This is a genomic window from Pseudomonas eucalypticola (genome assembly GCF_013374995.1).
GTDB lineage: Bacteria > Pseudomonadota > Gammaproteobacteria > Pseudomonadales > Pseudomonadaceae > Aquipseudomonas > Aquipseudomonas eucalypticola.
The window spans coordinates 253,796-279,409 of the sequence record NZ_CP056030.1 but is presented as its reverse complement, the minus strand read 5'-3'; the positions used below and the strand labels follow the sequence as shown (position 1 = coordinate 279,409).

Sequence of the window (25,614 nt, the reverse complement as noted above, 5' to 3'; positions counted from 1 at the left end):
TCAATCCGTGCTGGGTAGATGGGCCGATCATACCAGCATCCCGGGAGCAGCATGGCGCCAGGAGCGGGCAAGCCCGCCCCGGACGCGTCACAACTGTTGCATCATCTTGCGGACACCCGCCACGTGCCGGCGACTGACGATCAGCGCGTCGCCGTTGAGCCCCTTGAGGAACAGTTGGAAGTGCCCCAGGGGTGTGCGCTGCAAGCGCTCGATACGGTCCCGGGCCACCAGGGCGTTGCGGTGAATGCGCACGAAGCGGTCACCGAACTCGTCTTCCAGGGCCTTGAGGGGCTCGTCGAGCAGCACCTCCCCGCCCTCATGGCGCAGCGTCACGTACTTGTGGTCGGCGATGAAATAGATGACCTGGTCCAGCGGAATCAGCTCGATACCCTTGCGCGTCCGTGCGCTGATATGGGTGCGTGGGCCGCTGCCGCTTTCCGCGGCAGGCCGGGTCAGCGCGGCGAGTTGGGCGCGGTTGGGGCGCTCGGCCTTTCGCAGGGCGTCGAGCAGGTGCTCGGCGCGCACCGGCTTGACCAGATAGCCCAGGGCACTGGTCTGGAACGCCTCCAGGGCGAACTCGTCATGGGCTGTACAAAACACAACCGCTGGCGGCGCTTCGCGCTCGCACAGCTTGGCTGCAACCTGCAGTCCATCAAGGCCGGGCATGCGGATGTCGAGCAAGACCACATCCGGCTTGAGGCTGTCGATCAGCGTCAGGGCCTCTTCGCCATTGGTGGCGCTTGGCTCCAGGACGCTGTATCCCTCGAGATCGCTGACCAGTCGGCTCAAGCGCTCGCGGGCTAGGGGTTCGTCATCAACGATCAGGACATTCATATTGCACTGGATTCCTGCGTGAGTCTCGCACAAGGATAGCGTAGACAGGTGAAGTGACGACCGTCACGGCGATCCACGCTCAGACTCGCGCGCGGGCCAAAAAGTGCCGCAAGTCGAGCACCAATATTCGACAGTGCCTGGTGAGTACCGCTCGAAACCTGCCCGCGGGCGGCTTCGTCGTAGGGATTGCTTACGCACAATATGAACTCTCCCCCTTTATAGTCGGCTTCTACCCGGATCACACCCCCGTCTATGCGAGGGGCCACACCGTGAACCAGGGCGTTTTCCAGCAACGGTTGTAAGGTTAGCTGCGGAATCGGCAAGTCATCGGGAATTGCGTTGATCCTCCAGTCCAACTGTAGACGCTCGCCAAGACGATATTGCTCAATCCGTAAATATCGTTTCGACAACGCCAGCTCTTCACCCCAGGTCACCAGCGTGCCAGCCTTTCCCAGGCTGGCACGAAACAGGTCGGAGAGGTCCAGCACTGCCTGCTCGGCGCGCAGCGCGTCCACGGCAACCAGGCTGGCAATACTGTTAAGCGTGTTGAACAGAAAGTGCGGCTTGATGCGGGCCTGCAAGGCTTCCAGGCGCGCCTGCAATTCGGCCTGTTGCTGAACGCGCCACTGGCTCTGCAGGTAAAAGTAGCGCAATAACAACGCCGAGATGATCAGCGCGATCAGCCCATGGCGCAGGTAACGATTGAAACTGGCGAAGGAAATATCCGAGGGGTAGCCGGCCAACTGCAAGTAGTCGGTCAGCCCAGTGGCGATCAGGGTCAGGGCGACCACCATGGCACAGCACAGCCCACCGGCCACCCCGGGGTTCAGGCCTGCCAGCCAGGGCCGCAACCCGCACAGCACGGCTGCGGAGAGCAACACTATCCATTGCACGAACAACGAGGTGAGCGCCAACCGCGACCAGTCGAAACCGGCGGCCATGGGCTCGGCCAATACCAGCACCATCACCAGCAGCTCGGCGAGCATCACCAGCACCAGCAGCGCCTGGGGCTCGCACAGTACCGGTAGAAAAAATTCCTGTCGCGCACGCTCGTGGCGTGCCGGGTTGCGTCCATCTGTAGGCATATGCGCATTCCGCTGGGCACTCAACCCCCGTCGGGATTGAAGCCCTGTTATTATTGCAGGCAATTTCCCGTTCACGCCTTCAACGAGCGAATTCATGAGTACTGACAAGACCAACCAGTCCTGGGGCGGCCGCTTCAGTGAACCCGTCGACGCCTTTGTCGCCCGCTTCACCGCCTCCGTCAACTTTGACCAGCGACTCTACCGTCACGACATCATGGGCTCGATCGCCCACGCCACCATGCTGGCGAAGGTCGGCGTACTCACCGATGCCGAGCGCGACAGCATCGTCGACGGGCTGAAAACCATCCAGGGCGAAATCGAAGCCGGCACGTTCGAGTGGCGCGTGGACCTGGAAGACGTGCACATGAACATCGAGGCACGCCTCACCGACCGCATCGGTATCACCGGTAAAAAGCTGCACACCGGCCGCAGCCGCAACGACCAGGTGGCCACCGACATCCGCCTGTGGCTGCGCGACGAGATCGACCTGATCCTGGCCGAGATCACCCGCCTGCAGAAAGGCCTGCTGGAGCAGGCCGAGCGCGAAGCCGAGACCATCATGCCCGGCTTCACCCACCTGCAGACCGCCCAACCCGTGACCTTCGGCCACCACCTGCTGGCGTGGTTCGAAATGCTCAGCCGTGACTACGAGCGCCTGGTGGACTGCCGCAAGCGCACCAACCGCATGCCGTTGGGCAGCGCCGCGCTGGCCGGTACCACCTACCCGATCGACCGCGAGCTGACCTGCCAGCTGCTGGGCTTCGAAGCCGTGGGCGGCAACTCGCTGGACAGCGTGTCGGACCGTGACTTCGCCATCGAATTCTGCGCCGCCGCCAGTGTGGCCATGATGCACCTGTCGCGCTTCTCCGAGGAGCTGGTGCTGTGGACCAGCGCCCAGTTCCAGTTCATCGACCTGCCAGACCGCTTCTGCACCGGCAGCTCGATCATGCCGCAAAAGAAAAACCCTGACGTGCCGGAACTGGTGCGCGGCAAGAGCGGCCGTGTGTTCGGCGCCCTGATGGGCCTGTTGACCCTGATGAAAGGCCAGCCGCTGGCCTACAACAAGGACAACCAGGAAGACAAGGAGCCGCTGTTCGACGCTGCCGATACCCTGCGCGACTCGCTGCGCGCCTTCGCCGACATGATCCCGGCCATCAAGCCCAAGCATGCCATCATGCGCGAAGCGGCCCTGCGCGGTTTCTCCACCGCAACAGACCTGGCCGATTACCTGGTGCGCCGTGGCCTGCCATTCCGCGATTGCCATGAAATCGTCGGCCATGCGGTGAAATACGGTGTCGACAGTGGCAAGGACCTGGCCGAGATGAGCCTGGAAGAACTGCGCCGCTTCAGCGACCAGATCGACCAGGACGTCTTCGAAGTACTGACCCTGGAAGGCTCGGTGAACGCCCGTGACCACATCGGCGGAACCGCGCCGGCCCAGGTCCGCGCCGCCGTTATCCGCGGCCAGTCGCTGCTGGCCCAGCGCTGACAGCCACCCACGGCAGACGCTCTACCTGTGGGACCCGGCAAGGCTCGGTCCCACAGGAGCTCTTCCGACCCCCCCTTTCAGGAGCCGCGCCATGAGCGAGCCTACCGATATCCAGAACGACGACGAACAATTCGCCGAAGACACCCTGATCCAGGCCATCGAGAACCAGATCGAAAGCGACAACCCGCCCGCTGCCAAGGCCACGTTCAACAAACTGACGCTGGTCGGCTACGAGCGCGACGACATCCTCGAAATGATGGCCCACGTGCTGGCCGTGGAAATTGACAAGATCCTGGAAGAAGACCGCGCGTTCGATACCGATTGGTACGAAGCAGCCCTGCGCGCCCTGCCAGAGCTGCCGCCGGAGGCCAAGGCCGAGCAAGCCTGACTTTCCGGGCAGAAACGCTGCGGCCTTACTACACTGGAATTGCCCCGCTGCCATGCAAGGAAGTCGGGGCCTCCACGGCCTGCCGTTGGCGGCCGTCTATTCCTAGAAAAGTCCGGAGTACCTATGTCGTATACCCCTGAGCTGGTCGCCGAACTGGAAATCCTCGCGCTGTTCAATCTGGACAACACGCAAGAGGGCCTCAAGGTCCACCACACCGCCACGCCACAGGCGATCGCGGCAGCCAAACGCTTGCACGACAAGGAATTGATCACCCAGGTTGATGGCGGCTACCTGACCAGCGGCGGGCTTCAGGCCGCGCAGCATGCACGCGCCTTGCTGACGGTGCTGGGCGTTACCGAAGCTGCTTGAACACCGAGAAGTGCGCCGGCACCCGTTCTGGTACCGGCGTTCCGGTTTTTTTCATTCCGAGGCCTAAAATTACGCTCCAGGTCGCCGATAACGGTGTGAAGGCGGGTGTTCCGTCATGTCTCAAACACGCCGCCCAGCCGTCGATTCGAGCTTCTGATGCCGCGCACCCATGAAATACGCCCCGATCTGGATGAGGGAATAGACCGCAAGGTGCTCGGGCAACTGCGCACTCGTTTTCTCACCCTCAACCGCGGCCGTCTGGATCGCGCCCTGGAGGGGCTGTCTAGCCGCCAGCAACAGGTGCTCGCGCTGTTGCCGCTGTTCTTCCACGTCAACCATCCGCTGCTACCGGGGTACGTGTCCGGCACCACCCCGGCCGGCCTGGCGAATTTCGAACCGGATGCCCAGACCCTGGCCGACGCACAGCGCCTGACTCGCTCATTCTCCTACAAGGCACGCCACGGCAACCCCCCTCGCCCGCTGCACGGGCTGTTCCTGATGGGCAGCCTGGGGACCCTGGCCCAGGCTGAACAAAGCGACATGGATTTCTGGGTGTGCCACGATACTCAGCTCACCAGCGAAGAAGTCGCCGAACTGCGCAAAAAGTGCGCGCTGCTTGAAACCTGGGCCGCGACCCAAGGCGCGGAGGCACACTTTTTCCTGATCGACCCGCCGCGCTTCGTGCGGGGTGAGCGTGACAGTGAGCTCAGCTCGGAAGACTGTGGCACCAGCCAGCATTACCTGCTGCTGGACGAGTTTTACCGCACGGCCATCTGGCTGGCGGGGCGCACCCCGCTGTGGTGGCTGGTACCGGTATACGAAGAGAACCGTTACGCCGAATACACCGACACCTTGCTGGGCAAGCGCTTCATCCGCGCCGACGAAGTACTGGACCTGGGCCACTTGGCCCATATTCCGGCCGGCGAATTCATCGGGGCCGGCCTGTGGCAGCTGTTCAAGGGGATTGAGTCACCCTACAAGTCAGTCCTCAAACTGCTGCTCACCGAGGTGTACGCCAGTGAACACCCCAACGTTCAATGCCTGAGCCTGCGCTTCAAGCAGGCGGTGTTCGCCAACCGATTGGACCTCGATGAGCTAGACCCGTACATGGTGGTCTACAGGCGCATCGAGGAGTACCTGCTGGCACGCGGCGACGTCGACCGCCTGGAGCTGGTCCGCCGTGCGCTGTACCTCAAGGTCAACAAGAAACTCAGTGCTGTTTCACGACAACGCCCGGCCAGTTGGCAGCGTCAGTTGTTGCAGCGGCTGGCCAGCGAGTGGGGCTGGGACCCGCGCCACCTGGCGCTGCTCGACAGCCGCAGCCAGTGGAAGGTACGCCAGGTGGTCAGCGAGCGCCGGGCGCTGGTCAACGAGCTGAACTACAGCTACCGCTTCCTGAACCGCTTCGCCCATAGCGAGCAGGCCGTGAGCCTGATCAACAACCGCGACCTCAACATTCTTGGTCGCCGGCTCTACGCGGCTTTCGAGCGCAAGGCCGGCAAGGTTGAATTCATCAACCCGGGTATTGCCCCCGACCTGGCCGAAGACACCCTCACCCTTGTGCAGTCGCCCAACCGCAAGGAGCCGGGGCAAACGCTGTGGGGTTTGTATAACGGTAATCTGGGGGCATACGAGTGGGAGCACTACGCGCCGTTCAAGCGCAACCGCCACTTGCTGGAGATGCTCGCCTGGTGCCATCGCAATGGTGTGATCGACAGCACCACGCGCCTGGCCCTGCACCCGGGCGATAGCGACCTGACCGAATTCGAACTCTTCAACCTGATCGCCAGCCTGCAGCAAAGCATCCCCTTGCCCCTGGCCACCGTGGCGGATGAACAGCTGCTGCGCAAAAGCGTGCCGGTTGAAGTGCTGTTGCTGGTCAACGTGGGTGTCGACCCCCTCAAGCATCACCGCGACCTGAATATCCTGATGACGACGGAGCGTACCGACTCGTTGAGCTACGCCGGGGTACGCGAGAACCTGGTACTGACCCTGGACCAGGTGACCCTCAACAGTTGGAACGAAGTGCTGACCCAGCGCTTCGACGGCCCGCACGCGCTGCTCGACTGCCTGCGTGACTACCTGAACCACTTGCCATCGGGCCCGCCGCCGCGGGTGCGAGTGCGCTGTTTCTGCCACAACCGCGCGCCAGCCATCGCTCAACGGGTAGTGGCGCTGCTCAATAGCGCCCAGACACTGCTGAACAAAGGGCAGAACCACCGCTACCTGATCCAGGTGCAGCAGCATTACCACGTGCTGGAACTGGTACCCGGCAACGTCCGCCATGTAGCGCTGCCCACTGTCGCCGCGCTGGTTCAGTACCTGGGTGAGGACCTCGACCATTACAGCCCGTTGCATCTGGACAGCCACGCCCTGGATGAGCACGACCTGGGGCTGATCCTGCCCCTGGGGCAACCCGATTGCATCCAGCTGTTTTACCGTCTGCAGGACAACCAGGCCGACCTTTACGTACTGGACGAGCTGAACGCGCTCTGGCACCAGCGCCTGCCTTTCCATGACGAAGCCAGCCTGCTGGTGCCGCTGCAACGGTTCCTGCAGTCGGTGCTGTACCGCCGCAACGCGCTGCTACCGGTCGAGGCCAGCGCCCGGCCAGCCCTGGACGTGCTCTACTATCAACTGCTTCCCACTGGCGCGGCGCGGGCGCGCAGTATCGAGCCTCGCCCGAGCCCCGAAGCGGTGGCCGACAAGCGTTTCTATGATGTTCAGGCAATTGTTGAGCGTTCGCTGCCGGGCAAGCTGCACGTGACCTTGTACTGCAACCAGCGGGAATTCTCCGAACTGGAGCATGGCGACCAGCTGTACGCAGTGGTCGCCCGGCAGATCCTGGCCCAGCGCACGCAGGCCGTGGCCTACCGGTGCTATATCACCGACCTGGACCTGTGCGGGCTGCTGGGCGACACGCCGGGCGCCACCCACCTGTACCTGCGTTACAAGGCCGACCTGGAGCGCTCATTGAACAGCGCCCTGGGCCAGGTGTGATTAGCCGGCGCCCAGGCGTCGCTCGCTGGCCTGATGGCAGATCTGCCGGCGGCGCTCGTCATCGGCCGAGCGCCATTCGCGGATGTCTTCCACATGACGGAAGCAGCCCTTGCAGACTTTGTGCTCGTCCAGCCGACAGAGGCTGATGCAGGGCGACGCCACGGCCGGGCTGACGTTGCTGTAGAGGGGCTTGGGCGGGCGCGCCGCCGGGGCTGGAGTGGTCACGCTCAGATCTCTTCGAAGTCCAGCTTCACGCCAGCCTGTTCCCAAGTGGCGGTCGCCAGGATCTCACCCAGCAGTTCCTCACTCTTCTCGCATACCCACTTGCCCGACTCTTCGTCATAGTCGAAATGGTAGCCACCGGAACGGGCGGCCAGCCACAACTGGCGCAGCGGCTCCTGGCGGCTGATGATCAACTGGCTGCCATTGTCGAACTTGATGGTCATCAGGCCGGACGAAATCTCAACGTCATCGGCATGGTCTTCGAACAGCTCTTCCAATGCCTGTTGAGTGGCATCGACCAGGTCGTGAAAGCGCGCTTCGGTCAAACTCATGGTGGGAACCCCTATACGTGTCTGCACACTGCAAGCGCGGGAAGATACGAGTAGCGCGCCGCGATTGCAAAGTATTACGACCTGCGGAGCTGCGCATCGAGCTCGCACCCCTGGTGCAGCGATTGACCTGGCCGCGCCCCAGGCGCCGCAGGAGGCCAGGCCAGCCCCTCAGTCCGGGCTGCATAGGCAAGCTGCCGGGTGGCCGGTATACTCGGGCGCAATTAACGCTTTTACAAAGGATTTCGCCATGAAGCGCCTGATTTCCGCCCTCGCTGCGCTGGTCGCGGTTGCCTGCCTCGTGTCCGCCTGCGGCCAGAAAGGCCCCCTGTACCTGCCCGACGGGCAAAAATCCACCGTGGAACAAGACAACCCGTCGAAATCGCACAAACACATGATGTAAGGGAAGACCATGGACGCTTTCAACTACCGCGACGGTGAGCTGTTCGCGGAAGGCGTGTCGTTGGCTTCCATCGCCGAGCGTTTCGGCACGCCAACCTATGTCTATTCCCGTGCGCACATCGAGCAGCAGTACCGGGCCTATGCCGACGCCCTTGCCGGCATGTCGCACCTGGTCTGCTTCGCGGTCAAGGCCAACTCCAACCTGGGCGTGCTGAACCTGCTGGCCCGTTTGGGCGCAGGCTTCGACATCGTCAGCGGCGGTGAGCTGGAACGCGTCCTGGCCGCTGGCGGCCGTGCCGACCGCGTGGTGTTTTCAGGCGTGGGCAAGACCCGCGCAGACATGCGCCGCGCGCTGGAAGTGGGCGTCCATTGCTTCAATGTCGAGTCTGCCGAAGAGCTGGAACGCCTGCAGGCCGTAGCCGCCGAGCTGGGCGTACGCGCACCGGTGTCGCTGCGGGTCAACCCCGACGTCGACGCCGGTACCCACCCGTACATCTCCACCGGCCTTGCCGAGAACAAGTTCGGCATCGACATCGTCGCCGCCGAGGACGTCTACGTGCGCGCCGCGCAGCTTCCGAACCTGGAAGTGATAGGCGTCGATTGCCACATCGGCTCGCAACTGACCAGCCTGGAGCCCTTCCTTGACGCCCTCGACCGCCTGCTGGGCCTGGTCGATCGCCTGAGCGACTGCGGCATTTTCCTCCAGCACATCGACCTGGGCGGTGGCCTGGGCGTGCGCTATCGCGATGAAGAACCGCCGCTGGCCGGCGATTACATCAAGGCCGTGCGCGAACGCCTGGCCGGCCGCGATCTGGCCCTGGTCTTCGAACCAGGTCGCTACATCGTGGCCAACGCCGGCGTGCTGCTGACCCGCGTCGAATATCTCAAGCACACCGCCCACAAGGACTTCGCCGTGGTCGACGCGGCCATGAACGACCTGATCCGCCCGGCCCTGTACGAGGCCTGGATGGATGTCAGTGCCGTACAGCCACGCACAGGGGAAGGCCGCGCCTACGATATCGTCGGGCCGATCTGCGAAACCGGTGACTTCCTGGCCAAGGCGCGCCAGCTGGCCCTCGAAGAAGGCGACCTGCTGGCCGTGCGCTCCGCCGGGGCGTATGGTTTCGTCATGAGTTCCAATTACAACACCCGCGGGCGTGCCGCTGAAATTCTGGTCACTGGTGACCAGGCCCATGAAGTGCGCCGCCGTGAAACGGTCGCTGAACTGTTCGCGGGCGAAAGCCTGTTGCCGGAGTAAACCCATGCTGCTGCGCTTTACCAAAATGCATGGGCTGGGCAATGACTTCATGGTCCTGGACCTGGTCAGCCAACACGCGCATATCCTGCCCAAGCATGCCAAGCAGTGGGGCGACCGCCACACTGGCGTCGGCTTCGACCAGCTGCTGATCGTCGAAGCGCCGAGCAACCCCGACGTGGACTTCCGCTACCGCATCTTCAATTCCGACGGTTCGGAGGTCGAGCAATGCGGTAATGGCGCGCGGTGCTTCGCGCGCTTCGTGCTGGACAAGCGGCTGACGGCCAAGAAACGCATTCGTGTGGAAACCAAGAGCGGCATCATCGAACTGGATATCCGCAACGACGGTCAGATCAGCGTCGACATGGGCCCGCCGCGGCTGGTTCCGGCCGACATTCCGTTCGTGGCCGACGCCCAGGCGAAGAACTACGATGTGGAAGTGGATGGCCAGGTGGTGAACCTCGCCGCAGTGTCCATGGGCAACCCCCATGCAGTACTGAAGGTTGACGACATCAATGCCGCGCCAGTGCACGAACTGGGGCCGAAAATCGAACACCACCCGCGTTTTCCGGCGCGGGTGAACGTCGGTTTCCTGCACGTGGTGGACCGTCAGCGCGCGCAACTGCGGGTATGGGAGCGCGGCGCCGGGGAAACCCAGGCGTGCGGTACCGGCGCCTGTGCCGCCGCGGTGGCCGCCATCAGCCAGGGCTGGATGGATTCCCCGCTGTTGATTGACCTGCCCGGCGGGCGCCTGTCCATCGAATGGGCCGGCCCTGGCCAGCCCGTGTTGATGACCGGCCCCGCCGTGCGGGTCTACGAAGGCCAAGTGCGTCTATAAGCGAGCAACGACCATGACCGACAAGCCCCAGGCACCAGCCCCACAGCCCCTTGATAGCGTCGAGGACGGCACGGCGTCGACCCTTGGGGCCGAGGCGGTGGCCGCCTTCCTGCGCGCTAACCCCGACTTCTTCGTCGAGCAGGAAGACCTGCTGGTCAGCCTGCGTCTGCCCCACCAGCGTGGCGACACCGTGTCGCTGGTGGAACGGCAGATGAAGGTACTGCGCGAGCGCAATATCGAGATGCGTCATCGCCTGTCGCACCTGATGGACGTGGCCCGCGACAACGACCGCCTATTCGACAAGACCCGGCGGCTGATCCTCGACATCCTCGATGCCGGCAGCCTGGAAGAAGTGGTCATCGCCGTCGAAGACAGCCTGCGCCAAGAATTCCAGGTGCCCTTCGTCAGCCTCATTCTGTTCAGCGATATCGCCACCCCCGTGGGCCGCTGGGTCAGCAGTGGCGAAGCGCACCAGGCCATTGGCGCGCTGTTGTCGGGCGGCAAGCCCGTCAGCGGCACCCTGCGCGATCACGAACTGGACTTCCTGTTCGGCGAGGAACAGCGCAAGCAGGTCGGCTCCACCGCCGTGGCAACCCTCAGCCACCAGGGCCTGCATGGCGTGCTGGCCATCGGCAGCCGCGACCCGCAGCACTACAAGAGCTCGGTGGGTACCCTGTTTCTCAACTACATCGCCGAGGTCCTGGGCCGCGTGGTACCGCGCTTCACCAGCAGCCTGCGCTCGGTACGCTGACCATGCAGGTGCACCTTGATGCCTACTGCGCTCACCTGCGCAGTGAGCGGCAGGTGTCCGACCATACCTTGCAAGCCTACCGCCGCGACCTGGACAAGGTGCTGGCCTTTTGCGAGAAGGAAGAGCTGCGCGAGTGGGGCGCTCTGGACATCCAGCACCTGCGCCGCCTGGTCGCCCGCCTGCACCAGCAAGGGCAATCGTCACGCAGCCTGGCACGCCTGCTGTCGGCGGTGCGCGGGCTGTACCGCTACCTGAACCGCGAAGGCATCTGCAACCATGACCCTGCCAACGGTCTGTCGCCCCCCAAGGGCGAACGCCGGCTGCCGCGCACGCTGGACACCGATCGCGCTCTGCAACTGCTGGAAGGTGCCGTGGAAGACGACTTCCTCGCCCACCGCGACCAGGCCATGCTGGAGCTGTTCTACTCCTCCGGGCTGCGCCTGTCCGAGCTCACCAACTTAAACCTGGAACAACTGGACCTGGCCGACGGCCTGGTACAAGTGCATGGCAAGGGCAGCAAGACCCGCGTACTACCCGTTGGCCGCAAAGCCCGCGAGGCGCTGCAACAGTGGCTGCCCCTGCGCGGGCTGAGCAACCCGGCTGACGACGCCGTGTTCGTCAGCCAGCAAGGTCGCCGCCTGGGGCCACGGGCCATTCAGCTTCGGGTCAAAGCCGCGGGTGAGCGCGAACTGGGGCAGAACCTGCACCCGCACATGCTGCGGCACTCTTTCGCCAGTCACCTGCTGGAATCCTCCCAGGACCTGCGCGCGGTGCAGGAAATGCTGGGCCACGCCGACATCGCGACCACGCAGATCTATACTCACCTGGACTTCCAGCACCTGGCAACCGTCTACGACAGTGCCCACCCACGGGCCAAACGCAGCAAGGACAGTGACACATGAGCATAGAGCTGATCACCTTCGACCTGGACGACACCCTGTGGGACACCGCCCCGGTCATCGTCACCGCCGAAGCCGTGCTGCGGGAATGGCTGGGCCAGCACGCACCAAAGCTGGGCCCGATCGAGGTGGAACACCTGTTCGCCATTCGCAAACGCCTCGTGGATGCCGAACCGGGTCTCAAGCACCGCATCAGTGCGTTGCGCCGCCTGGTGCTGCTGCACGCCCTGCGCGAGGCCGGCTACGCGGAGCCTGAAGCGACGCATCTGGCGGAAAAGAGCTTCGACGTATTCCTGCACGCCCGACATCAGATCGACGTGTTCCCCGACGCGCTGCCGGCGCTGGAGCAACTGGGGCAGCATTACACCTTGGGCGTGGTCACCAATGGCAACGCCGATGTTCGGCGCCTGGGCCTGGCCGACCACTTCACCTTCGCGTTGTGCGCGGAAGACCTGGGCATTGGCAAACCGGACCCTGCGCCGTTCATGGAAGCGCTCAAGCGCGCCGGTGGCGTGGCTGCCAGCGCTGCGGTGCATGTGGGCGACCACCCGGGCGATGACATCCTGGGCGCCCAGCAAGCCGGTTTCAAGGCCATCTGGTACAACCCGCAGGGCAAGCCATGGGAGGCGGACCATAGGCCGGATGCCGAGGTAGGTAGCCTGCTGGAGATCGCGCAGGTTCTGGCGGGCTGGAAGTAAATCCCGGGTGCCAGATGGCACCCATAATCAGTGGGCATGAAAAAGCCCGCAGCGACGGCGGGCTTTTTCAGCGAAGCCAAGACTCAGATAGGGCGGCTGCCGTATTTGTTGTCTGGCTTCTTGGGCGGATCGGCGACCACATTGGCCTCCACTTCCTGCACTTTGCCGCCACGGGCCAGGAACTCTTCCATGGCACGGGCAAGGGCATCGCGCTCCTTGTTCTTGGCTTCAATACTGGGCAGTTCGTCTACCGACACCGCAGCCTTGGACTTGCCTTTGGCCGCGGGTGCAGGGACGTCGGCGCCATCGTCGTCGGCAACGTCTTCAGCCGCCGCTTCGAGGCCTTCCTCGGTATCGTCCTCGTCACCTACTTCGAGTTCGTCGTTTTCCAGATCATCGTCGCTCATGTTCTACCTCATGACTTGCGAAAAGCAGATTATTTATAGCCCAGCCTGACCTTCTGTCGATGGCTGCCAGGAAAAATTCATATCCGTCGGTTTGCCGACGGTCATTGGGGGTCGCCCTGCAACGTGGCGACCACCCTGCGAGCACCGCCATGATCACGGTGCTCGCCTAAATACACGCCTTGCCAGGTGCCCAGCGCCAACCGCCCGTCCCGCACCGGCAACGTCAATTGACAGCCTAGCAAACTGGCCTTGAAGTGTGCCGGCAGGTCATCCGCGCCTTCGTCGTTGTGCTCATAGCCGCTGTTACCCTGGGGTACCAGCCGGTTGAAGAAACGCTCGAAGTCACGACGAACCGCGGGGTCGGCGTTTTCGTTGATGGTCAACGAGGCCGACGTATGTTGCAGCATCAGGTGCAGCAGGCCGATGCGGCATGCACGCAACTCGGGCCAGTCGGCCAGCAGCTCATCCGTTACCAGATGGAAGCCGCGCGGCCTTGGCTTCAAGGTGATCAACCGTTGCTGCCACATACCATTCTCCACACGTTCGGGGCGCATTCTAGCGCGCTCTGGGAAAAAGCAAAGGGGCTAAATTCATCAATGCGTGTAAGCCAAATGCCTACACCGAATCGATGCCGGCAACAAGCTGGAAGTTCCCGCGCGCAAACCGTTTGCGCCTTGAGCAAATGACAAATCGCGGGCAAAAAAATGCCCGGCGAGCCGGGCATTTTTTCGCAGGCGGTTACAGGTTGTAGCCACGCTCGTTGTGCTGAGCCAGGTCCAGACCGACCGACTCTTCTTCTTCGTTGACGCGCAGGCCCATGACCATGTCCAGCACCTTGAGGATCACATAAGTGACCACGGCGGTGTAGACGATGGTGAACGCCACGCCTTTGCACTGAATCCACACTTGGGCGGCGATGTCGGTCACGGTGCCGAAGCCGCCCAGCGACGGTGCGGCGAACACACCGGTGAGGATCGCGCCCAGGATACCGCCGATACCGTGCACGCCGAATGCGTCCAGGGAGTCGTCGTAGCCCAGTTTGCGTTTCAGGGTGGTGGCGCAGAAGAAGCACACCACGCCAGCGGCCAGGCCGATGACCAGCGCGCCCATGGGGCCCACGGTGCCGGCAGCCGGGGTAATGGCCACCAGGCCGGCGACCACGCCCGAGGCGATGCCCAGTGCGCTGGGTTTGCCGTGGGTGACCCACTCGGCGAACATCCAGCCCAGCGCGGCAGCGGCAGTGGCGATCTGGGTAACCAGCATGGCCATGCCGGCGGTGCCGTTGGCGGCAGCGGCGGAACCGGCGTTGAAGCCGAACCAGCCTACCCACAGCATGGCCGCACCCATCAGGGTGTAACCCAGGTTGTGCGGGGCCATCGGGGTGGTCGGGAAGCCCTTGCGCTTGCCCAGCACCAGGCACGCCACCAGGCCAGCGATACCGGCGTTGATGTGCACCACGGTACCACCGGCGAAGTCCAGCACGCCCCAGTCACCCAACAGCGAACCAGGACCGGACCAGACCATGTGCGCGATCGGTGCGTAGACCAGGGTGAACCAGATGCCCATGAACACCAGCATGGCCGAGAACTTCATGCGCTCGGCGAAGGCACCCACGATCAGCGCCGGGGTGATGATGGCGAAGGTCATCTGGAAGGTCACGAACACTGCTTCAGGAATCAGCGCCGCGGGGCCAGTGATGCTGGCAGGGGTGATGCCGGCCAGGAAAGCCTTGGCCAGGCTGCCCACGAAGGAGTTGTAGTTGACTACGCCCGCTTCCATACCGGTGGTGTCGAACGCCATGCTGTAACCGTAGATGGTCCACAGAATGCTGACCAGGCCGGTGATGGCGAAGCACTGCATCATTACCGAGAGGATGTTCTTGGACCGCACCATGCCGCCGTAGAACAGCGCCAGGCCTGGAATGGTCATGAACAGCACCAGCGCGGTGGACGTGAGCATCCAGGCGGTATCGCCGGAGTTGAGCACGGGGGCGGCTGGGGTTGCCACCTCGTCGGCAGCCATCGCAAGCGTTGGCAAAACGAGGGACAAAAGGGCTCCTAGCCCTGCGAAGCGACGCAGAGTCATGTTGTTATCTCCTGGGGCGTTGGGGTTTGGGGCGGCTTAGATCGCGTCGGTGTCGGTTTCGCCGGTACGGATGCGAATCGCCTGTTCCAGATTGACCACGAAAATCTTGCCGTCACCGATCTTGCCGGTGTTGGCGGCCTTGGTGATCGCCTCGATCACACGGTCCAGATCCTTGTCGTCAATGGCGACATCGATCTTCACCTTGGGCAGGAAGTCGACCACGTACTCCGCGCCGCGATACAGCTCGGTGTGACCCTTCTGCCGCCCGAAGCCTTTCACCTCGGTAACGGTAATGCCCTGCACGCCGATTTCGGACAACGACTCGCGTACATCGTCCAGTTTGAACGGCTTGATGATGGCAGTGACTAGCTTCATGAAACTTTCTCCCGAATTAGTGGACTTGCCCCAGGAAAACAAACCCAGCTCAAGTCTAAGCGCAGTGTCTGGCTTTGTAACGCGTCGTCGGTCTCGCATCCCCTGACCGACCACCAGAACCGCTCCTGACGAAACACTTCCCGCTCCGCCTGCGCACTGCATTCGTCACATCGACTGCATCAGTGCATGGGTCAATGGTGTCTAAGCAGAAACCTTGCCATGTCCGCGCAACTCAACAAATTCGGCCTATTTACCGCCAACGCCCTGCGTTGCCCCACACCTGATCAACGGTTGCGCCCCACACTGGTGCGCCGTGGATCACGGCGATGCGCAAAAACCGTGCGCCCCGCCACGAACTGACTATAGACGGCCTCGTGTTACACTCCAGGCCATCAGATTCAGGAATTTCACCATGCTTGCGCCCAAAGCCTTCCTCGACGCCCTCGGCGACCACGCCTCGCGCCTGTTCAGCAGCGACACCGCCCAACCACGCGCGGAGCTGGAAAGCCAATTCAAGCTGCTGCTGCAAAGCGGGTTCAGCAAGCTGGACCTGGTCAGCCGCGAGGAATTCGATAGCCAGATGGTGGTGCTGGCCCGCACCCGCGCGCGCCTGGAAGCGCTGGAGGCCAAGATGGCTGAACTGGAAGCGCGCCTGACGCCCCCCAGCGAATAACCAGACCTGGTCGGAGCTGGCCTGCCAGCTCCCACACGCTCTACACTCCAGCCTTCATCTGAAAGGACTGGAGGCACACGCCGATGAACCGCAACGAATTGCGCAAGGCCGACATCAACCTCATGGTGGTGTTCGAGACCTTGATGCTGGAACGCAACGTCACCCGCGTCGCGGAAAAGCTGTTCCTTGGCCAGCCCACCATCAGCTCGGCGCTCAACCGCCTGCGCACCATGTTCAACGACCCGCTGTTCGTGCGGGTCGGCCACCGCATGGAGCCCACCGCCCGCGCCGAAGAGCTGGCGCGCCACCTGTCCCCGGCCCTGGACGCCCTGTCCATCGCCATCAGCCTCAGCCACGACTTCGACCCGGCCGTCAGCACCTCCACCTTCCGCATCGGCCTGTCCGACGACGTCGAATTCGGCCTGCTGCCGCCCTTGCTGCGCGCCCTGCGCCTGGAAGCGCCGAAGGTGGTGTTCGTGGTCCAGCACGTCGACTACTGGCGGGTCCCCGACCTGCTGGCCTCCGGCGAGATCACCGTGGGCATCAGCCAGACCCGCGGCCTGCCGGCCAACGCCAAGCGCAAACTGCTGCGCCGCATCCAGCCACGCATCCTGCGCGCCGACAAATCCGACCACCCCCTGACCCTGGACGAATACTGCGCCCGCCCCCACGTGCTGGTGTCGCACATGGCCAACACCAGCGGCGTGGTGGATGAGTGGCTGGAAGAGATCGGGCGCAAGCGCAACGTAGTGCTTTCGGTACCCCAATACAGCGCCCTGCCCGCGCTGCTGGCGGGCACCGACCTGCTGGCCGGGGCGCCGGACTATGCGGCGAACGCCATGGTGGGGTATGGAAACCTGTACACCGAGCCACTGCCGTTCGATACGCCGACACTGGATTTGTCGATGGTGTGGCTGAGTGTGATGGACACGGATCCTGGCGAGCGATGGTTGAGGTCGCGGTTGGAGGCGTTCATGAGTGATTTGCCGAGGTAACCAGAGCGAGCCTCGTCTACTTCAAGCGCGTTCAAAAGCTCCTTGTGGGACCGGGCGAAGCTCGGGAAGCTGGCACCGCGGAAACACCCTGCCGCAATATCCAGCGCCCAGCCGGCCTGCCACCCACTACGCTTCAAACACCGCAGGAAGCGGCCCCCCTTCAATGCACGGAGCAACCATGTCCCTAGCCATCGTCCACAGCCGCGCCCAGGTCGGTGTCGGCGCGCCGGCCGTCACGGTGGAAACCCACCTTGCCAATGGCCTGCCTTCGCTCACGCTGGTAGGCCTGCCGGAAGCCTCGGTCAAGGAGAGCAAGGACCGCGTGCGCAGCGCCATCGTCAATTCGCAGCTCAATTTCCCGACACGCCGTATCACCCAGAACCTGGCGCCCGCCGACCTGCCCAAGGACGGTGGGCGCTACGACCTGGCCATCGCACTGGGCATACTCGCCGCCAGCGGCCAGTTTCCCAGCGCGGCACTGCGTGATGTGGAATGCCTGGGCGAATTGGCGCTGTCCGGCGCCATTCGCCCGGTTCAGGGCGTACTGCCTGCGGCACTGGCGGCGCGGGAGGCGGGGCGGGCGCTGGTGGTGCCGTGCGAGAACGCCGAGGAAGCCAGCCTGGCCTCCGGGCTGGTGGTCATAGCCGCCAGCAACCTGCTGGAGCTGGTCTGCCATTTCAACGAGCAGCAGCGTATCAGCCCGTTCAGTTCCAATGGCCTTATCCTGCTCAACCGCCCCTACCCGGACCTCAGCGAGGTACAGGGCCAACAGGCCGCCAAGCGCGCATTGCTGGTCGCTGCCGCGGGAGCGCATAACCTGTTGTTCAGCGGTCCGCCCGGTACCGGCAAGACCCTGCTCGCCAGCCGCCTGCCTGGGCTATTGCCGCCGCTGGACGAACGCGAAGCGCTGGAGGTGGCGGCCATCCAGTCAGTCGCCAGCCTCGCACCGTTGACGCACTGGCCGCAGCGTCCGTTCCGCCATCCCCACCACTCGGCTTCCGGCGCCGCGCTGGTAGGGGGTGGCAGCCGTCCGCAACCAGGGGAAATAACCCTGGCCCACCATGGGGTGCTCTTCCTCGACGAACTCCCCGAGTTCGACCGCAAGGTACTGGAGGTGCTGCGCGAACCCCTGGAGTCCGGCGAAATAGTCATCGCCCGCGCCCGCGACAAGATCCGCTTCCCGGCGCGCTTTCAACTGGTCGCCGCCATGAACCCCTGCCCCTGTGGATATCTCGGCGACCCCAGCAGCCGCTGCAGTTGCAGCACCGACCAGATCGCCCGGTACCGCAACAAGCTATCGGGGCCGCTGCTGGACCGCATCGACCTGCACCTGACCGTCGCCCGCGAAACCACGGCGCTGAACCCCACCCCGCAACCAGGCGACGATACTGCCCATGCTGCGGCCCGCGTGGCCGCCGCCCGCGAACGGCAGTTCAAGCGCCAGGGTTGCGCCAATGCCTTCCTTGACCTGCCGGGGCTGAAAGCCCATTGCAAGTTATCCACAGCCGATGAGCACTGGCTGGAAACCGCGTGCGAGCGGCTGACGTTATCGTTGCGGGCTGCGCACCGGCTGTTGAAGGTGGCGCGGACATTGGCCGACCTGGAGGAAGTGGCGCAGATAGGACGCGGGCATGTGGCGGAGGCGTTGCAGTATCGGCCCAGCAGCCAGTAACAAATAGAAAAAACGACTGGTTATAGTTTCGCTAATTTCGGACAGGGGGGGGTCAGAAACTGGAATCCATCGCGATGAACCAGACGTCCGGTTCCCTCATCTCACGATTTTTGACACCACCGCCGCCACACCGACCGAACCTGCCCCACCGCTACCTGCGCCAACTCCCGCCGCCGCGCGGTCAACCGAACGTCCACGTCCAGCGCCTCCTGCAGCCGTGCGCTCACCTCATCCAATAGCTGCAACACCTCCGGCGCCGGCCGCACCTGTTTCAGCAACCGCGCCACATCGCGCAAGTAGCGGTCACGCTCAAGGGCCAATGACCCGCTGGCATCCACCAGGCAGCCGCGCAGGTGCAGCAACTCGCCGCCCAGGTCCAGCCCAAAAAGGCCATCATGCCAATGCAGGTTCGGCTCGTCCGGGTGCGCATTGCGGTAACGCGCCAACCGCATCAACCGGTCGGCCATGCGCCCCCCGAACCAGCCTTCGGCCTGCGCCAAGGGCCGCCGGGCCAGTTGCGACAGGTCGGCCAGCGAAGCTTCCACCAACCGCCGGTAATGCCGCGCCCCGGGGCCCAGGGTGATTAACCGGAACACCAGCACGGCAATACCCACCCCGATCAGCGTCGCCAGCGCCTTGTTGAGGAACTGCTCCAGGTCGTAGGTCATGGCGTTGCTGGGGGCGACGTTGTTGACAAAGAAGATGCAGAACGATGAAGCCACAGGCGCGATGCTCGGCTGGCTCAGGCACAGCGATGCCATGAACAGCGGCACGCCAAGCCCCAGGCAGAGCATGGGAAAACCCTCCCAGCCGGGTAGCAGCCCGTAGGCTACCAGTGCAGCCACCGGCACCGACAGGGCAATGCCCTTGAGAAAATTCATGGCCGCGCCCGCCGGAGCCTCGCGGCCGGCGAACAGGCTCAATACCACACCACTGATGGACACCGCGCCCAGCCCCGCGGGCCAGGCGGTGAATATCCACAACGCCGCTACCGCGAGGAAGGCCAGGGCGCTGCGCAGCCCGGACATGACGCCCTGTTCCACATCCCGATGCCAGGCCAAAGGCCCGGGGGCATCAGTGACCTCATCGCCTTGTTCGACTGCCTTGAGAGTGCCGGCGGCGATGGTCGCCAAGCGCAGCACCACGGTCAGGCGCATCAGGCAGGCATGCAATGGCGGTTCGAGCCCCTGCGCGAGCAGGGTTTCATCGACCACCACGGCCTGCTGGCCCAGCGCCATTTCCCCGCCGTCAGCCAGGGCTTGGGCGACACCGGCGATGATCGGGTCGATGTACTCGCCGGCGCGCTCATCCAGCAGCAAGCGTTGGCGCGCCACACCCCGGGCGACCCGCAGCAGGCTGAGCAAATCACGGCTCATCAACCTCAGCGCCTGGGCTCGCAGGCGGCCCAACGGCCCTTCGAAGGCCGCGTGGTCACGCTGGGCATCCACCGAGACGATCCGCCCAAGGGCGTCCAGCAAGCCTTGGCGCTGGTCTACACCCAGCAATTCCGCAGCGGCGGCGGCCATGCCCGACTGCCAGGCATGGCGGGCCTGAACCGCCAATTGGCGTTCGACACGCCTGGGCCATAGCACGGTACTCACCAACGACGCACAGACAATGCCCAGGGTTATTTCGAAGAAACGTGCCTGGGCCTGGTCGAACACATTCAGCGGTGCCGCCGTTGCAGGCAATGCGATGATCGCCGTGGTGTAGCCGGCCAACACGAAACCATAAGAGGCGTTGTTACGATACAGCGACGCCCCAGCCGTGCAGAACCCCAGCCAAAGCGCCATGCACGAAAGGAACAGCAACGGGGACTGGCCGAACATTGCAATCATGCCCAGCGAAACCACGGCACCCACGAAGGTGCCCAGCAGCCGATAAGCGCCCTTGGACAACACCATGCCACTCAACGGCTGGTTGACGATGAATACCGTGGTGAGCGCCCATTGCGGTTGCTGCATTTGCAGGATGAACGCCAGATACAGCGCCAGGCCACCACCGAGCATGTTCTTCAGCGCAAACTGCAACGCCGGGGTCGTCGGGTTGAATACAGCCTGGGTGAAATCGCTGACAGTCCGCGGGAAACTCGCCATTCCATGCATATCTACATAGCTAGCTAATGATTAGGATAGTAACCATATCTTCTATCACCAGCCAACCCATTTCATTTGCGCGCGACGGTGGCAGGCAGGCCAATACTCAAGCACACTAGAGCCTGTATGAAATGTATTACAGCGAAGGCCGGGCGAGCCTGTTTTCAACGCAGCATTTCCGAGCTGGCATGCATCTCGTACAGAGCCTAGGACACGCAGACCTGCCCCAGGGACGTCCATGTTCACATTCATCAGCAATCACCCGTTGGCCATTGGTACCGCGCTGTTGCTGCTCGACCTGGCGGTGTGGCATGCCATCGCGCAAAAGCATCGGCTCGCGCGGCTGGCAACGCGGGTCACAGCGTTCATTCTCTTTAGCTGGGTGCTCAACTCCACGGGCATGAGCCCGCTCACGCCCGCTCCCTGGCCAGACGACGCCACCCTGAACATGGTTGCTAGCCTGCTGGAAATCATGTGGTGGCTGTTCGCGGCCAGGGTGCTCACCGTAATCCTGGGGCTGGTGCTGTTCCAGCGCAACGGGCATGCCGGGCGCCTGCTGCAGGAAGTGATGGGGGCGGTAATCTTCCTGATCGCCATCGTCGCGGCCGCGGCTTATGTGATGCAACTACCGGTCAAAGGCCTGCTGGCCACCTCGGGTGCCATGGCGATCATCGTCGGCCTGGCGTTGCAGAGCACCCTCAGCGACGTGTTTTCCGGCATCGTGCTCAACACCACCAAGCCGTATCAGGTGGATGACTGGATCTCCATCGACGGCACCGAAGGCAAGGTGGTGGACATCGACTGGCGCGCCACCCACTTGATGACCAGCAACGGCGCCATGGCGGTGATTCCCAACTCATTGGCGGCCAAGGCCAAGCTGCTCAACTTCAGCCGCCCGATCAATATGCACGGGGTTTCCATCCGCATCGCCGTGCCGGCCCAGGTGCGGCCACGCAAGGTACTCGATGCGCTGGAGAAGGCCTTGCAAGGCACTACCGCCTTGCTGATTTCACCCAAACCGAAGGTTGCCGTGAAAGAGTCGACCCTGGAATACATGGAGTACGAAGCCAGCGGGTTCATCCGCTCCATGGACCAGAAGACCGAGGCGCAGAACCTGCTGTTCGACCTGGCGCACCGGCACTTGCAGGCGTCGGGGGTGAGCTGGGCCAGCGAAGCGGCAGAGCGTCCCTGGTCACGGCCGCGGGCCTTGCTTGAAGACGTTCGCGTGTTCCGCTCGCTGAGCAATGATGACAAGGACCATCTGGCCGAGCGCATGGTCTCGGTGGAGTACCCCGAAGACCAATTGATCCTGGCCTACGGCGCCACCTCCGACGACCTGCTGGTGATTGGCACAGGGGTAGTGTCGGCCAGTATCAAGGATGGCGAGAAACTCATCGAGGCCGGGCGCATGGGCCCTGGTGAAATACTGGGCGAGGACAACCTGGTGTCCGAAGGTGCCTCGCTGGCTGAATTCCGCACTTTGACCACCTGCATCCTCTACCGCATCGACAAGCAGGAACTCAAAGCCTGCATGGTCGAGCGCAGCGAAGTGCGCGCCGCGTTCACCAAGCTGCAGCACTACCGCCAGCACAAGAGCCAGTCATTGCTGCTGCAGAGGCCGGCGGAGGTTCGCAAGGGCGGCTTCCTGAGCTGGTTGCACATCAAGGAACGCTGATCGCAGCCAGGCACCTTGCAGCGACAACTGCCTTCTGGCATAGCGCATCGAGCCTGATGCGGCCGGGGCCGCTGCTGCACAGGTTGGGTTACAGCACCACCCGCAAACACTGCCCGGCGTGGTAAAGGGAAAACCCGGTTTCATACAACCCCGTGCGCAATGACGGCTGGCTCACCGGCTTGTCCAGCGAGAATGGCAACGGCAGGCCGGCCGGGTCGTCGCTGAGCAGGTAATCGGCCAACGCCTTGCCCACCACCGTGCCCGTGGTGTTGCCGCGGCCGTTGTAGCCCGTCACCGACACCACGCCGGGCGCCGGCTCGAACAGACGCATCAGGTGGTCAGGGGTGAAGTCGATGACGCCGGTCCAGTGCATCTCCCAATCGACCTTGCCCAGCGCGGGGAAGTAATGGCCCTGGATGCGGTCAGCCCACCGCCGCACGAACCACGCCGGCTTGTTGTCGACCCGGCCCATGCTGCCCAGCAGCAGGCGGCCATCGGCATCGCGGCGGATACTGCTCAGCACGGTGCGGGTGTCCCACGAACCTTGCCCGTGGCGCAGCACGGCGTCAGCGGCAGCGCCCACCAGCGGCCGGGAAGCGACCTGGTAGTAGTAGCCGCGGAAGTAGCGGCGCTTGAGGTCGGTCCAGTCGCCCTCGGTGTAGGCCCCCGTGGAAATCACCACCTTGGCGGCACTGACCTCGCCCTTGGCAGTCTTGACCAGCCAACCACTGCCCTGGCGTTGCAGTTGCTGCACCGCCGAATGCTCGTACAGGTTGCCGCCCAGGCGCTTCACCGCCGCGGCCAGGCCCTGGGTATAGGCCATCGGGTTGATGGTGCCGGCGCGGCGGTCCAGCAGCGCCGCGGCGATTTTCGTCGTTCCGCAATATTCTTCGCAGCGCGCGCCGGTCAGCAGTTGCACATCTGCCCCGCGGCGGCGCCACTGCTCATGGCGGCTTTGCAGGTCGGCCACACCCGTGGCGTTGTGGGCCATGTGCAGCGTGCCTTCGTTGCGCGCCTGGCAGTCGATGCCCAGGCGCTGGATCATGGCGAAGACTGCCGCTGGCGCCTCGCCCAGCACCTTGTTCAAGCGGCTGCCCTGCTGGCTTCCCAGGGTGTCCTCGACATCATCAGGGCGGATCCAGGTGCCGGCATTGACCAGCCCGACGTTGCGCCCCGAACCGCCATGCCCCACCTGGTGGGCTTCAAGCAGTACCACGCGTTGGCCCTTCTCCAGCAACGCGATGGCGGTGTTGAGGCCCGTGATACCGCCACCGATCACGCATACATCGGCCTTGACCGCACTGGCCAGGGCACCAGGGTTGGTGGACGGCGGAGTGAGGTGTTCCCAAAGACATTCCTGACGCAGTTGAGTCATGACACGAACCCGGCCAAATCAAAGGGAGAAACGTTCGAAATGCTCTGCTGTGAGCCCCCTGGGGGACCGGTGAATCAGTCGAACACGATGCCCTGGGCCAGCGGCAGCTCGCGCGAGTAGTTCACGGTGTTGGTCTGGCGGCGCATGTAGGCCTTCCAAGCGTCGGAGCCCGACTCGCGCCCGCCACCGGTTTCCTTCTCGCCACCGAACGCACCGCCGATTTCCGCACCGCTGGTGCCGATGTTGACGTTGGCAATGCCGCAGTCGCTGCCCGAAGCACTCTGGAAACGCTCAGCTTCACGCAGGTCGGTGGTGAAGATGCATGACGACAGGCCCTGGGGCACCTCGTTGTTCAGGCGCAACGCTTCTTCGAAATCATCATAGGCCAGCACGTAAAGGATCGGCGCGAAGGTTTCATGGCGCACCACCTCGCTCTGGGCCGGCATTTCGGCGATGGCTGGGCTTACGTAGTAAGCGTTGGGGTACTGGTCGGCCAACTGGCGTTCGCCGCCGAACACCTGGCCACCTTCGTCGCGCGCCTTGGCCAGGGCACCTTGCATGGCATCGAAGGAAGCCTTGTCGATCAGCGGGCCTACCAGGTTGTCCTTGCGCGGGTCACCGATGCGTACCTTGCCGTAGGCCGCTTTCACTCGGGCCACCACTTCGTCCTTGATGGAGGCATGCACGATCACCCGGCGCAGGGTGGTGCAGCGCTGGCCGGCGGTACCCACCGCCGAAAACAGGATGCCGCGAACGGCCAGGTCGAGGTCGGCGCTGGGGGCCAGGATCATGGCGTTGTTGCCGCCCAGCTCAAGAATGCTGCGGCCAAAGCGAGCGGCCACACGTGGCCCTACTTGACGGCCCATGCGGGTGCTGCCGGTGGCGCTGACCAGCGGCACGCGCGGGTCATCGACCAGGGCTTCACCGGCTTCGCGGTCACCGAGCACCAGTTGGCAAAGGCCTTCGGGCGCTTCGCCGAACTGCTTCAGGGCTTTCTCGAACAGGGCCTGGCAGGCCAGGGCGGTCAGCGGGGTCTTTTCCGAAGGCTTCCACAGCACGGCGTCGCCGCACACCAGCGCCAGCGTGGTATTCCAGGCCCACACGGCAACCGGGAAGTTGAAGGCGCTGATCACGCCGACCACGCCCAGCGGGTGCCAGGTTTCACGCATGTGGTGGCCAGGACGCTCGGAAGCGATGGTCAGGCCATACAACTGGCGGGACAAGCCGACGGCGAAGTCGCAGATGTCGATCATTTCCTGCACTTCACCCAAGCCTTCCTGGGTGATCTTGCCGGCTTCGATGGACACCAGCTCGCCCAGTTGCGCCTTGTGCTCACGCAGCACCTCGCCAAACAGGCGCACCAACTCACCGCGGCGCGGGGCTGGCACGTCGCGCCAGGCCAGGAACGCTTTCTGCGCGACATCGATCTTGGCCAGCACCTGGGCCTTGTTTTCCAGGGTGACCGAGGCGATCCGGCTGCCATCGATGGGGGTGTGAACGGGATGGTCGCCGTCGGTGTAGGCGCTGGCCGCGACGCCGAGGCTCTGAAGCAGTCCATCAACCATTGTGTTCTCCTGCAAGCGATGAGTAGTTGAAATCAAGCGATGGGATCAGTATTAATCCGAATAGTGATGCGCAACAAACGACCAATATTCAGCACATCATTCCGCCACGGCATGATGTTCGTCCGTCAACGCCCGAG

General features: G+C 63.7%; 25 protein-coding genes. 14 read left to right on the top strand and 11 right to left on the bottom strand.

From position 1 onward, the window contains the following. Positions 1 to 87: 87 nt before the first annotated feature. Positions 88 to 834 (bottom strand): LytR/AlgR family response regulator transcription factor, encoded by a 747-nt coding sequence (locus tag HWQ56_RS01315; protein ID WP_158156051.1) that lies wholly within the window; start codon positions 832 to 834, stop codon positions 88 to 90. Then, complete coding sequence (locus HWQ56_RS01310; RefSeq protein ID WP_158156239.1) at positions 831 to 1,919, bottom strand: sensor histidine kinase; 1,089 nt, start codon at positions 1,917 to 1,919, stop codon at positions 831 to 833. Before HWQ56_RS01310 ends, HWQ56_RS01315 begins: the two co-directional genes overlap by 4 nt. 94 nt (positions 1,920 to 2,013) lie before the next feature. Between HWQ56_RS01310 and argH the strand changes: the two genes are divergently transcribed. The 4 genes from argH to HWQ56_RS01290 all read left to right on the top strand — a co-directional run bounded on the left by argH (position 2,014) and on the right by HWQ56_RS01290 (position 7,165). Continuing rightward, on the top strand, positions 2,014 to 3,408 hold the full coding sequence (gene argH / locus HWQ56_RS01305) for an argininosuccinate lyase (protein WP_176569612.1): 1,395 nt from the start codon (positions 2,014 to 2,016) through the stop codon (positions 3,406 to 3,408). Positions 3,409 to 3,499: 91 nt separating this feature from the next. Continuing rightward, positions 3,500 to 3,796 carry a hypothetical protein gene (locus tag HWQ56_RS01300; protein WP_158156047.1) on the top strand — a complete coding sequence of 99 codons (297 nt, stop codon included), beginning with the start codon at positions 3,500 to 3,502 and terminating at the stop codon, positions 3,794 to 3,796. Positions 3,797 to 3,919: 123 nt separating this feature from the next. Then, positions 3,920 to 4,165, top strand: a complete 246-nt coding sequence (locus HWQ56_RS01295) for a TIGR02647 family protein (protein ID WP_158156045.1) — start codon at positions 3,920 to 3,922, stop codon at positions 4,163 to 4,165. Between the two features lie 156 nt (positions 4,166 to 4,321). Further along, the gene (locus HWQ56_RS01290; protein WP_176569611.1) at positions 4,322 to 7,165 is read left to right on the top strand and encodes a class I adenylate cyclase; all 2,844 of its coding nucleotides are present in this window, start codon (positions 4,322 to 4,324) and stop codon (positions 7,163 to 7,165) included. On the opposite strand, the gene HWQ56_RS01285 is transcribed toward HWQ56_RS01290, so the two are convergent. Together HWQ56_RS01285 and cyaY are read right to left on the bottom strand one after the other, a co-directional pair. Further along, on the bottom strand, positions 7,166 to 7,390 hold the full coding sequence (locus tag HWQ56_RS01285; protein ID WP_158156041.1) for a DUF1289 domain-containing protein: 225 nt from the start codon (positions 7,388 to 7,390) through the stop codon (positions 7,166 to 7,168). Positions 7,391 to 7,392: 2 nt separating this feature from the next. After that, entirely contained in the window at positions 7,393 to 7,719 is a 327-nt protein-coding gene (gene cyaY, locus HWQ56_RS01280) for an iron donor protein CyaY (protein WP_158156039.1), read from the bottom strand. A 247-nt stretch (positions 7,720 to 7,966) separates the two neighbouring features. Here cyaY and lptM point away from each other — a divergent pair, with 247 nt between their 5' ends. The 6 genes from lptM to HWQ56_RS01250 are packed head-to-tail and all read left to right on the top strand — an operon-like array spanning position 7,967 to position 12,559. Next, positions 7,967 to 8,119, top strand: coding sequence for an LPS translocon maturation chaperone LptM (lptM, locus tag HWQ56_RS01275; RefSeq protein ID WP_158156037.1), 153 nt, complete (start codon positions 7,967 to 7,969; stop codon positions 8,117 to 8,119). A 9-nt stretch (positions 8,120 to 8,128) separates the two neighbouring features. Further along, positions 8,129 to 9,376, top strand: a complete 1,248-nt coding sequence (lysA, locus tag HWQ56_RS01270) for a diaminopimelate decarboxylase (protein WP_158156035.1) — start codon at positions 8,129 to 8,131, stop codon at positions 9,374 to 9,376. Positions 9,377 to 9,380: 4 nt separating this feature from the next. After that, a complete protein-coding gene (gene dapF, locus HWQ56_RS01265; RefSeq protein WP_158156033.1) occupies positions 9,381 to 10,211 on the top strand; it encodes a diaminopimelate epimerase in 831 nt (276 codons plus the stop codon). 13 nt (positions 10,212 to 10,224) lie between these two features. Further along, complete coding sequence (locus tag HWQ56_RS01260) at positions 10,225 to 10,962, top strand: DUF484 family protein (RefSeq protein WP_158156031.1); 738 nt, start codon at positions 10,225 to 10,227, stop codon at positions 10,960 to 10,962. Positions 10,963 to 10,964: 2 nt separating this feature from the next. Further along, positions 10,965 to 11,864 (top strand): tyrosine recombinase XerC, encoded by a 900-nt coding sequence (xerC, locus tag HWQ56_RS01255; protein ID WP_158156029.1) that lies wholly within the window; start codon positions 10,965 to 10,967, stop codon positions 11,862 to 11,864. Next, positions 11,861 to 12,559 carry an HAD family hydrolase gene (locus tag HWQ56_RS01250; RefSeq protein ID WP_158156027.1) on the top strand — a complete coding sequence of 233 codons (699 nt, stop codon included), beginning with the start codon at positions 11,861 to 11,863 and terminating at the stop codon, positions 12,557 to 12,559. Before xerC ends, HWQ56_RS01250 begins: the two co-directional genes overlap by 4 nt. An 83-nt stretch (positions 12,560 to 12,642) precedes the next feature. Here HWQ56_RS01250 and sutA read toward each other — a convergent pair whose 3' ends face one another. The 4 genes from sutA to glnK all read right to left on the bottom strand — a co-directional run bounded on the left by sutA (position 12,643) and on the right by glnK (position 15,426). Continuing rightward, on the bottom strand, positions 12,643 to 12,966 hold the full coding sequence (sutA, locus tag HWQ56_RS01245; RefSeq protein ID WP_158156025.1) for a transcriptional regulator SutA: 324 nt from the start codon (positions 12,964 to 12,966) through the stop codon (positions 12,643 to 12,645). Between the two features lie 101 nt (positions 12,967 to 13,067). Next, positions 13,068 to 13,493: a secondary thiamine-phosphate synthase enzyme YjbQ gene (locus tag HWQ56_RS01240; protein ID WP_158156237.1), complete on the bottom strand. Its 426-nt coding sequence runs from the start codon at positions 13,491 to 13,493 to the stop codon at positions 13,068 to 13,070. Positions 13,494 to 13,704: 211 nt separating this feature from the next. Further along, on the bottom strand, positions 13,705 to 15,051 hold the full coding sequence (locus tag HWQ56_RS01235; protein WP_176569610.1) for an ammonium transporter: 1,347 nt from the start codon (positions 15,049 to 15,051) through the stop codon (positions 13,705 to 13,707). Positions 15,052 to 15,087: 36 nt separating this feature from the next. After that, positions 15,088 to 15,426 carry a P-II family nitrogen regulator gene (glnK, locus tag HWQ56_RS01230; RefSeq protein WP_002555808.1) on the bottom strand — a complete coding sequence of 113 codons (339 nt, stop codon included), beginning with the start codon at positions 15,424 to 15,426 and terminating at the stop codon, positions 15,088 to 15,090. 412 nt (positions 15,427 to 15,838) lie between these two features. Between glnK and HWQ56_RS01225 the strand changes: the two genes are divergently transcribed. From HWQ56_RS01225 to HWQ56_RS01215, 3 genes are all read left to right on the top strand, one after another. Then, positions 15,839 to 16,099: an accessory factor UbiK family protein gene (locus HWQ56_RS01225; protein WP_158154091.1), complete on the top strand. Its 261-nt coding sequence runs from the start codon at positions 15,839 to 15,841 to the stop codon at positions 16,097 to 16,099. Positions 16,100 to 16,182: 83 nt separating this feature from the next. Then, positions 16,183 to 17,094 carry a LysR family transcriptional regulator gene (locus HWQ56_RS01220; protein ID WP_176569609.1) on the top strand — a complete coding sequence of 304 codons (912 nt, stop codon included), beginning with the start codon at positions 16,183 to 16,185 and terminating at the stop codon, positions 17,092 to 17,094. Between the two features lie 178 nt (positions 17,095 to 17,272). After that, positions 17,273 to 18,766 carry a YifB family Mg chelatase-like AAA ATPase gene (locus HWQ56_RS01215; RefSeq protein WP_176569608.1) on the top strand — a complete coding sequence of 498 codons (1,494 nt, stop codon included), beginning with the start codon at positions 17,273 to 17,275 and terminating at the stop codon, positions 18,764 to 18,766. Between the two features lie 101 nt (positions 18,767 to 18,867). On the opposite strand, the gene HWQ56_RS01210 is transcribed toward HWQ56_RS01215, so the two are convergent. Next, on the bottom strand, positions 18,868 to 20,862 hold the full coding sequence (locus HWQ56_RS01210; protein WP_176569607.1) for an FUSC family protein: 1,995 nt from the start codon (positions 20,860 to 20,862) through the stop codon (positions 18,868 to 18,870). Between the two features lie 238 nt (positions 20,863 to 21,100). Between HWQ56_RS01210 and HWQ56_RS01205 the strand changes: the two genes are divergently transcribed. Further along, entirely contained in the window at positions 21,101 to 22,537 is a 1,437-nt protein-coding gene (locus HWQ56_RS01205) for a mechanosensitive ion channel family protein (RefSeq protein WP_158154094.1), read from the top strand. 88 nt (positions 22,538 to 22,625) lie between these two features. On the opposite strand, the gene amaA is transcribed toward HWQ56_RS01205, so the two are convergent. After that, positions 22,626 to 23,912: an L-pipecolate oxidase gene (amaA, locus tag HWQ56_RS01200; RefSeq protein WP_176569606.1), complete on the bottom strand. Its 1,287-nt coding sequence runs from the start codon at positions 23,910 to 23,912 to the stop codon at positions 22,626 to 22,628. Between the two features lie 74 nt (positions 23,913 to 23,986). Further along, entirely contained in the window at positions 23,987 to 25,477 is a 1,491-nt protein-coding gene (gene amaB / locus HWQ56_RS01195) for an L-piperidine-6-carboxylate dehydrogenase (RefSeq protein ID WP_158154096.1), read from the bottom strand. Positions 25,478 to 25,614 lie beyond the last annotated feature (137 nt).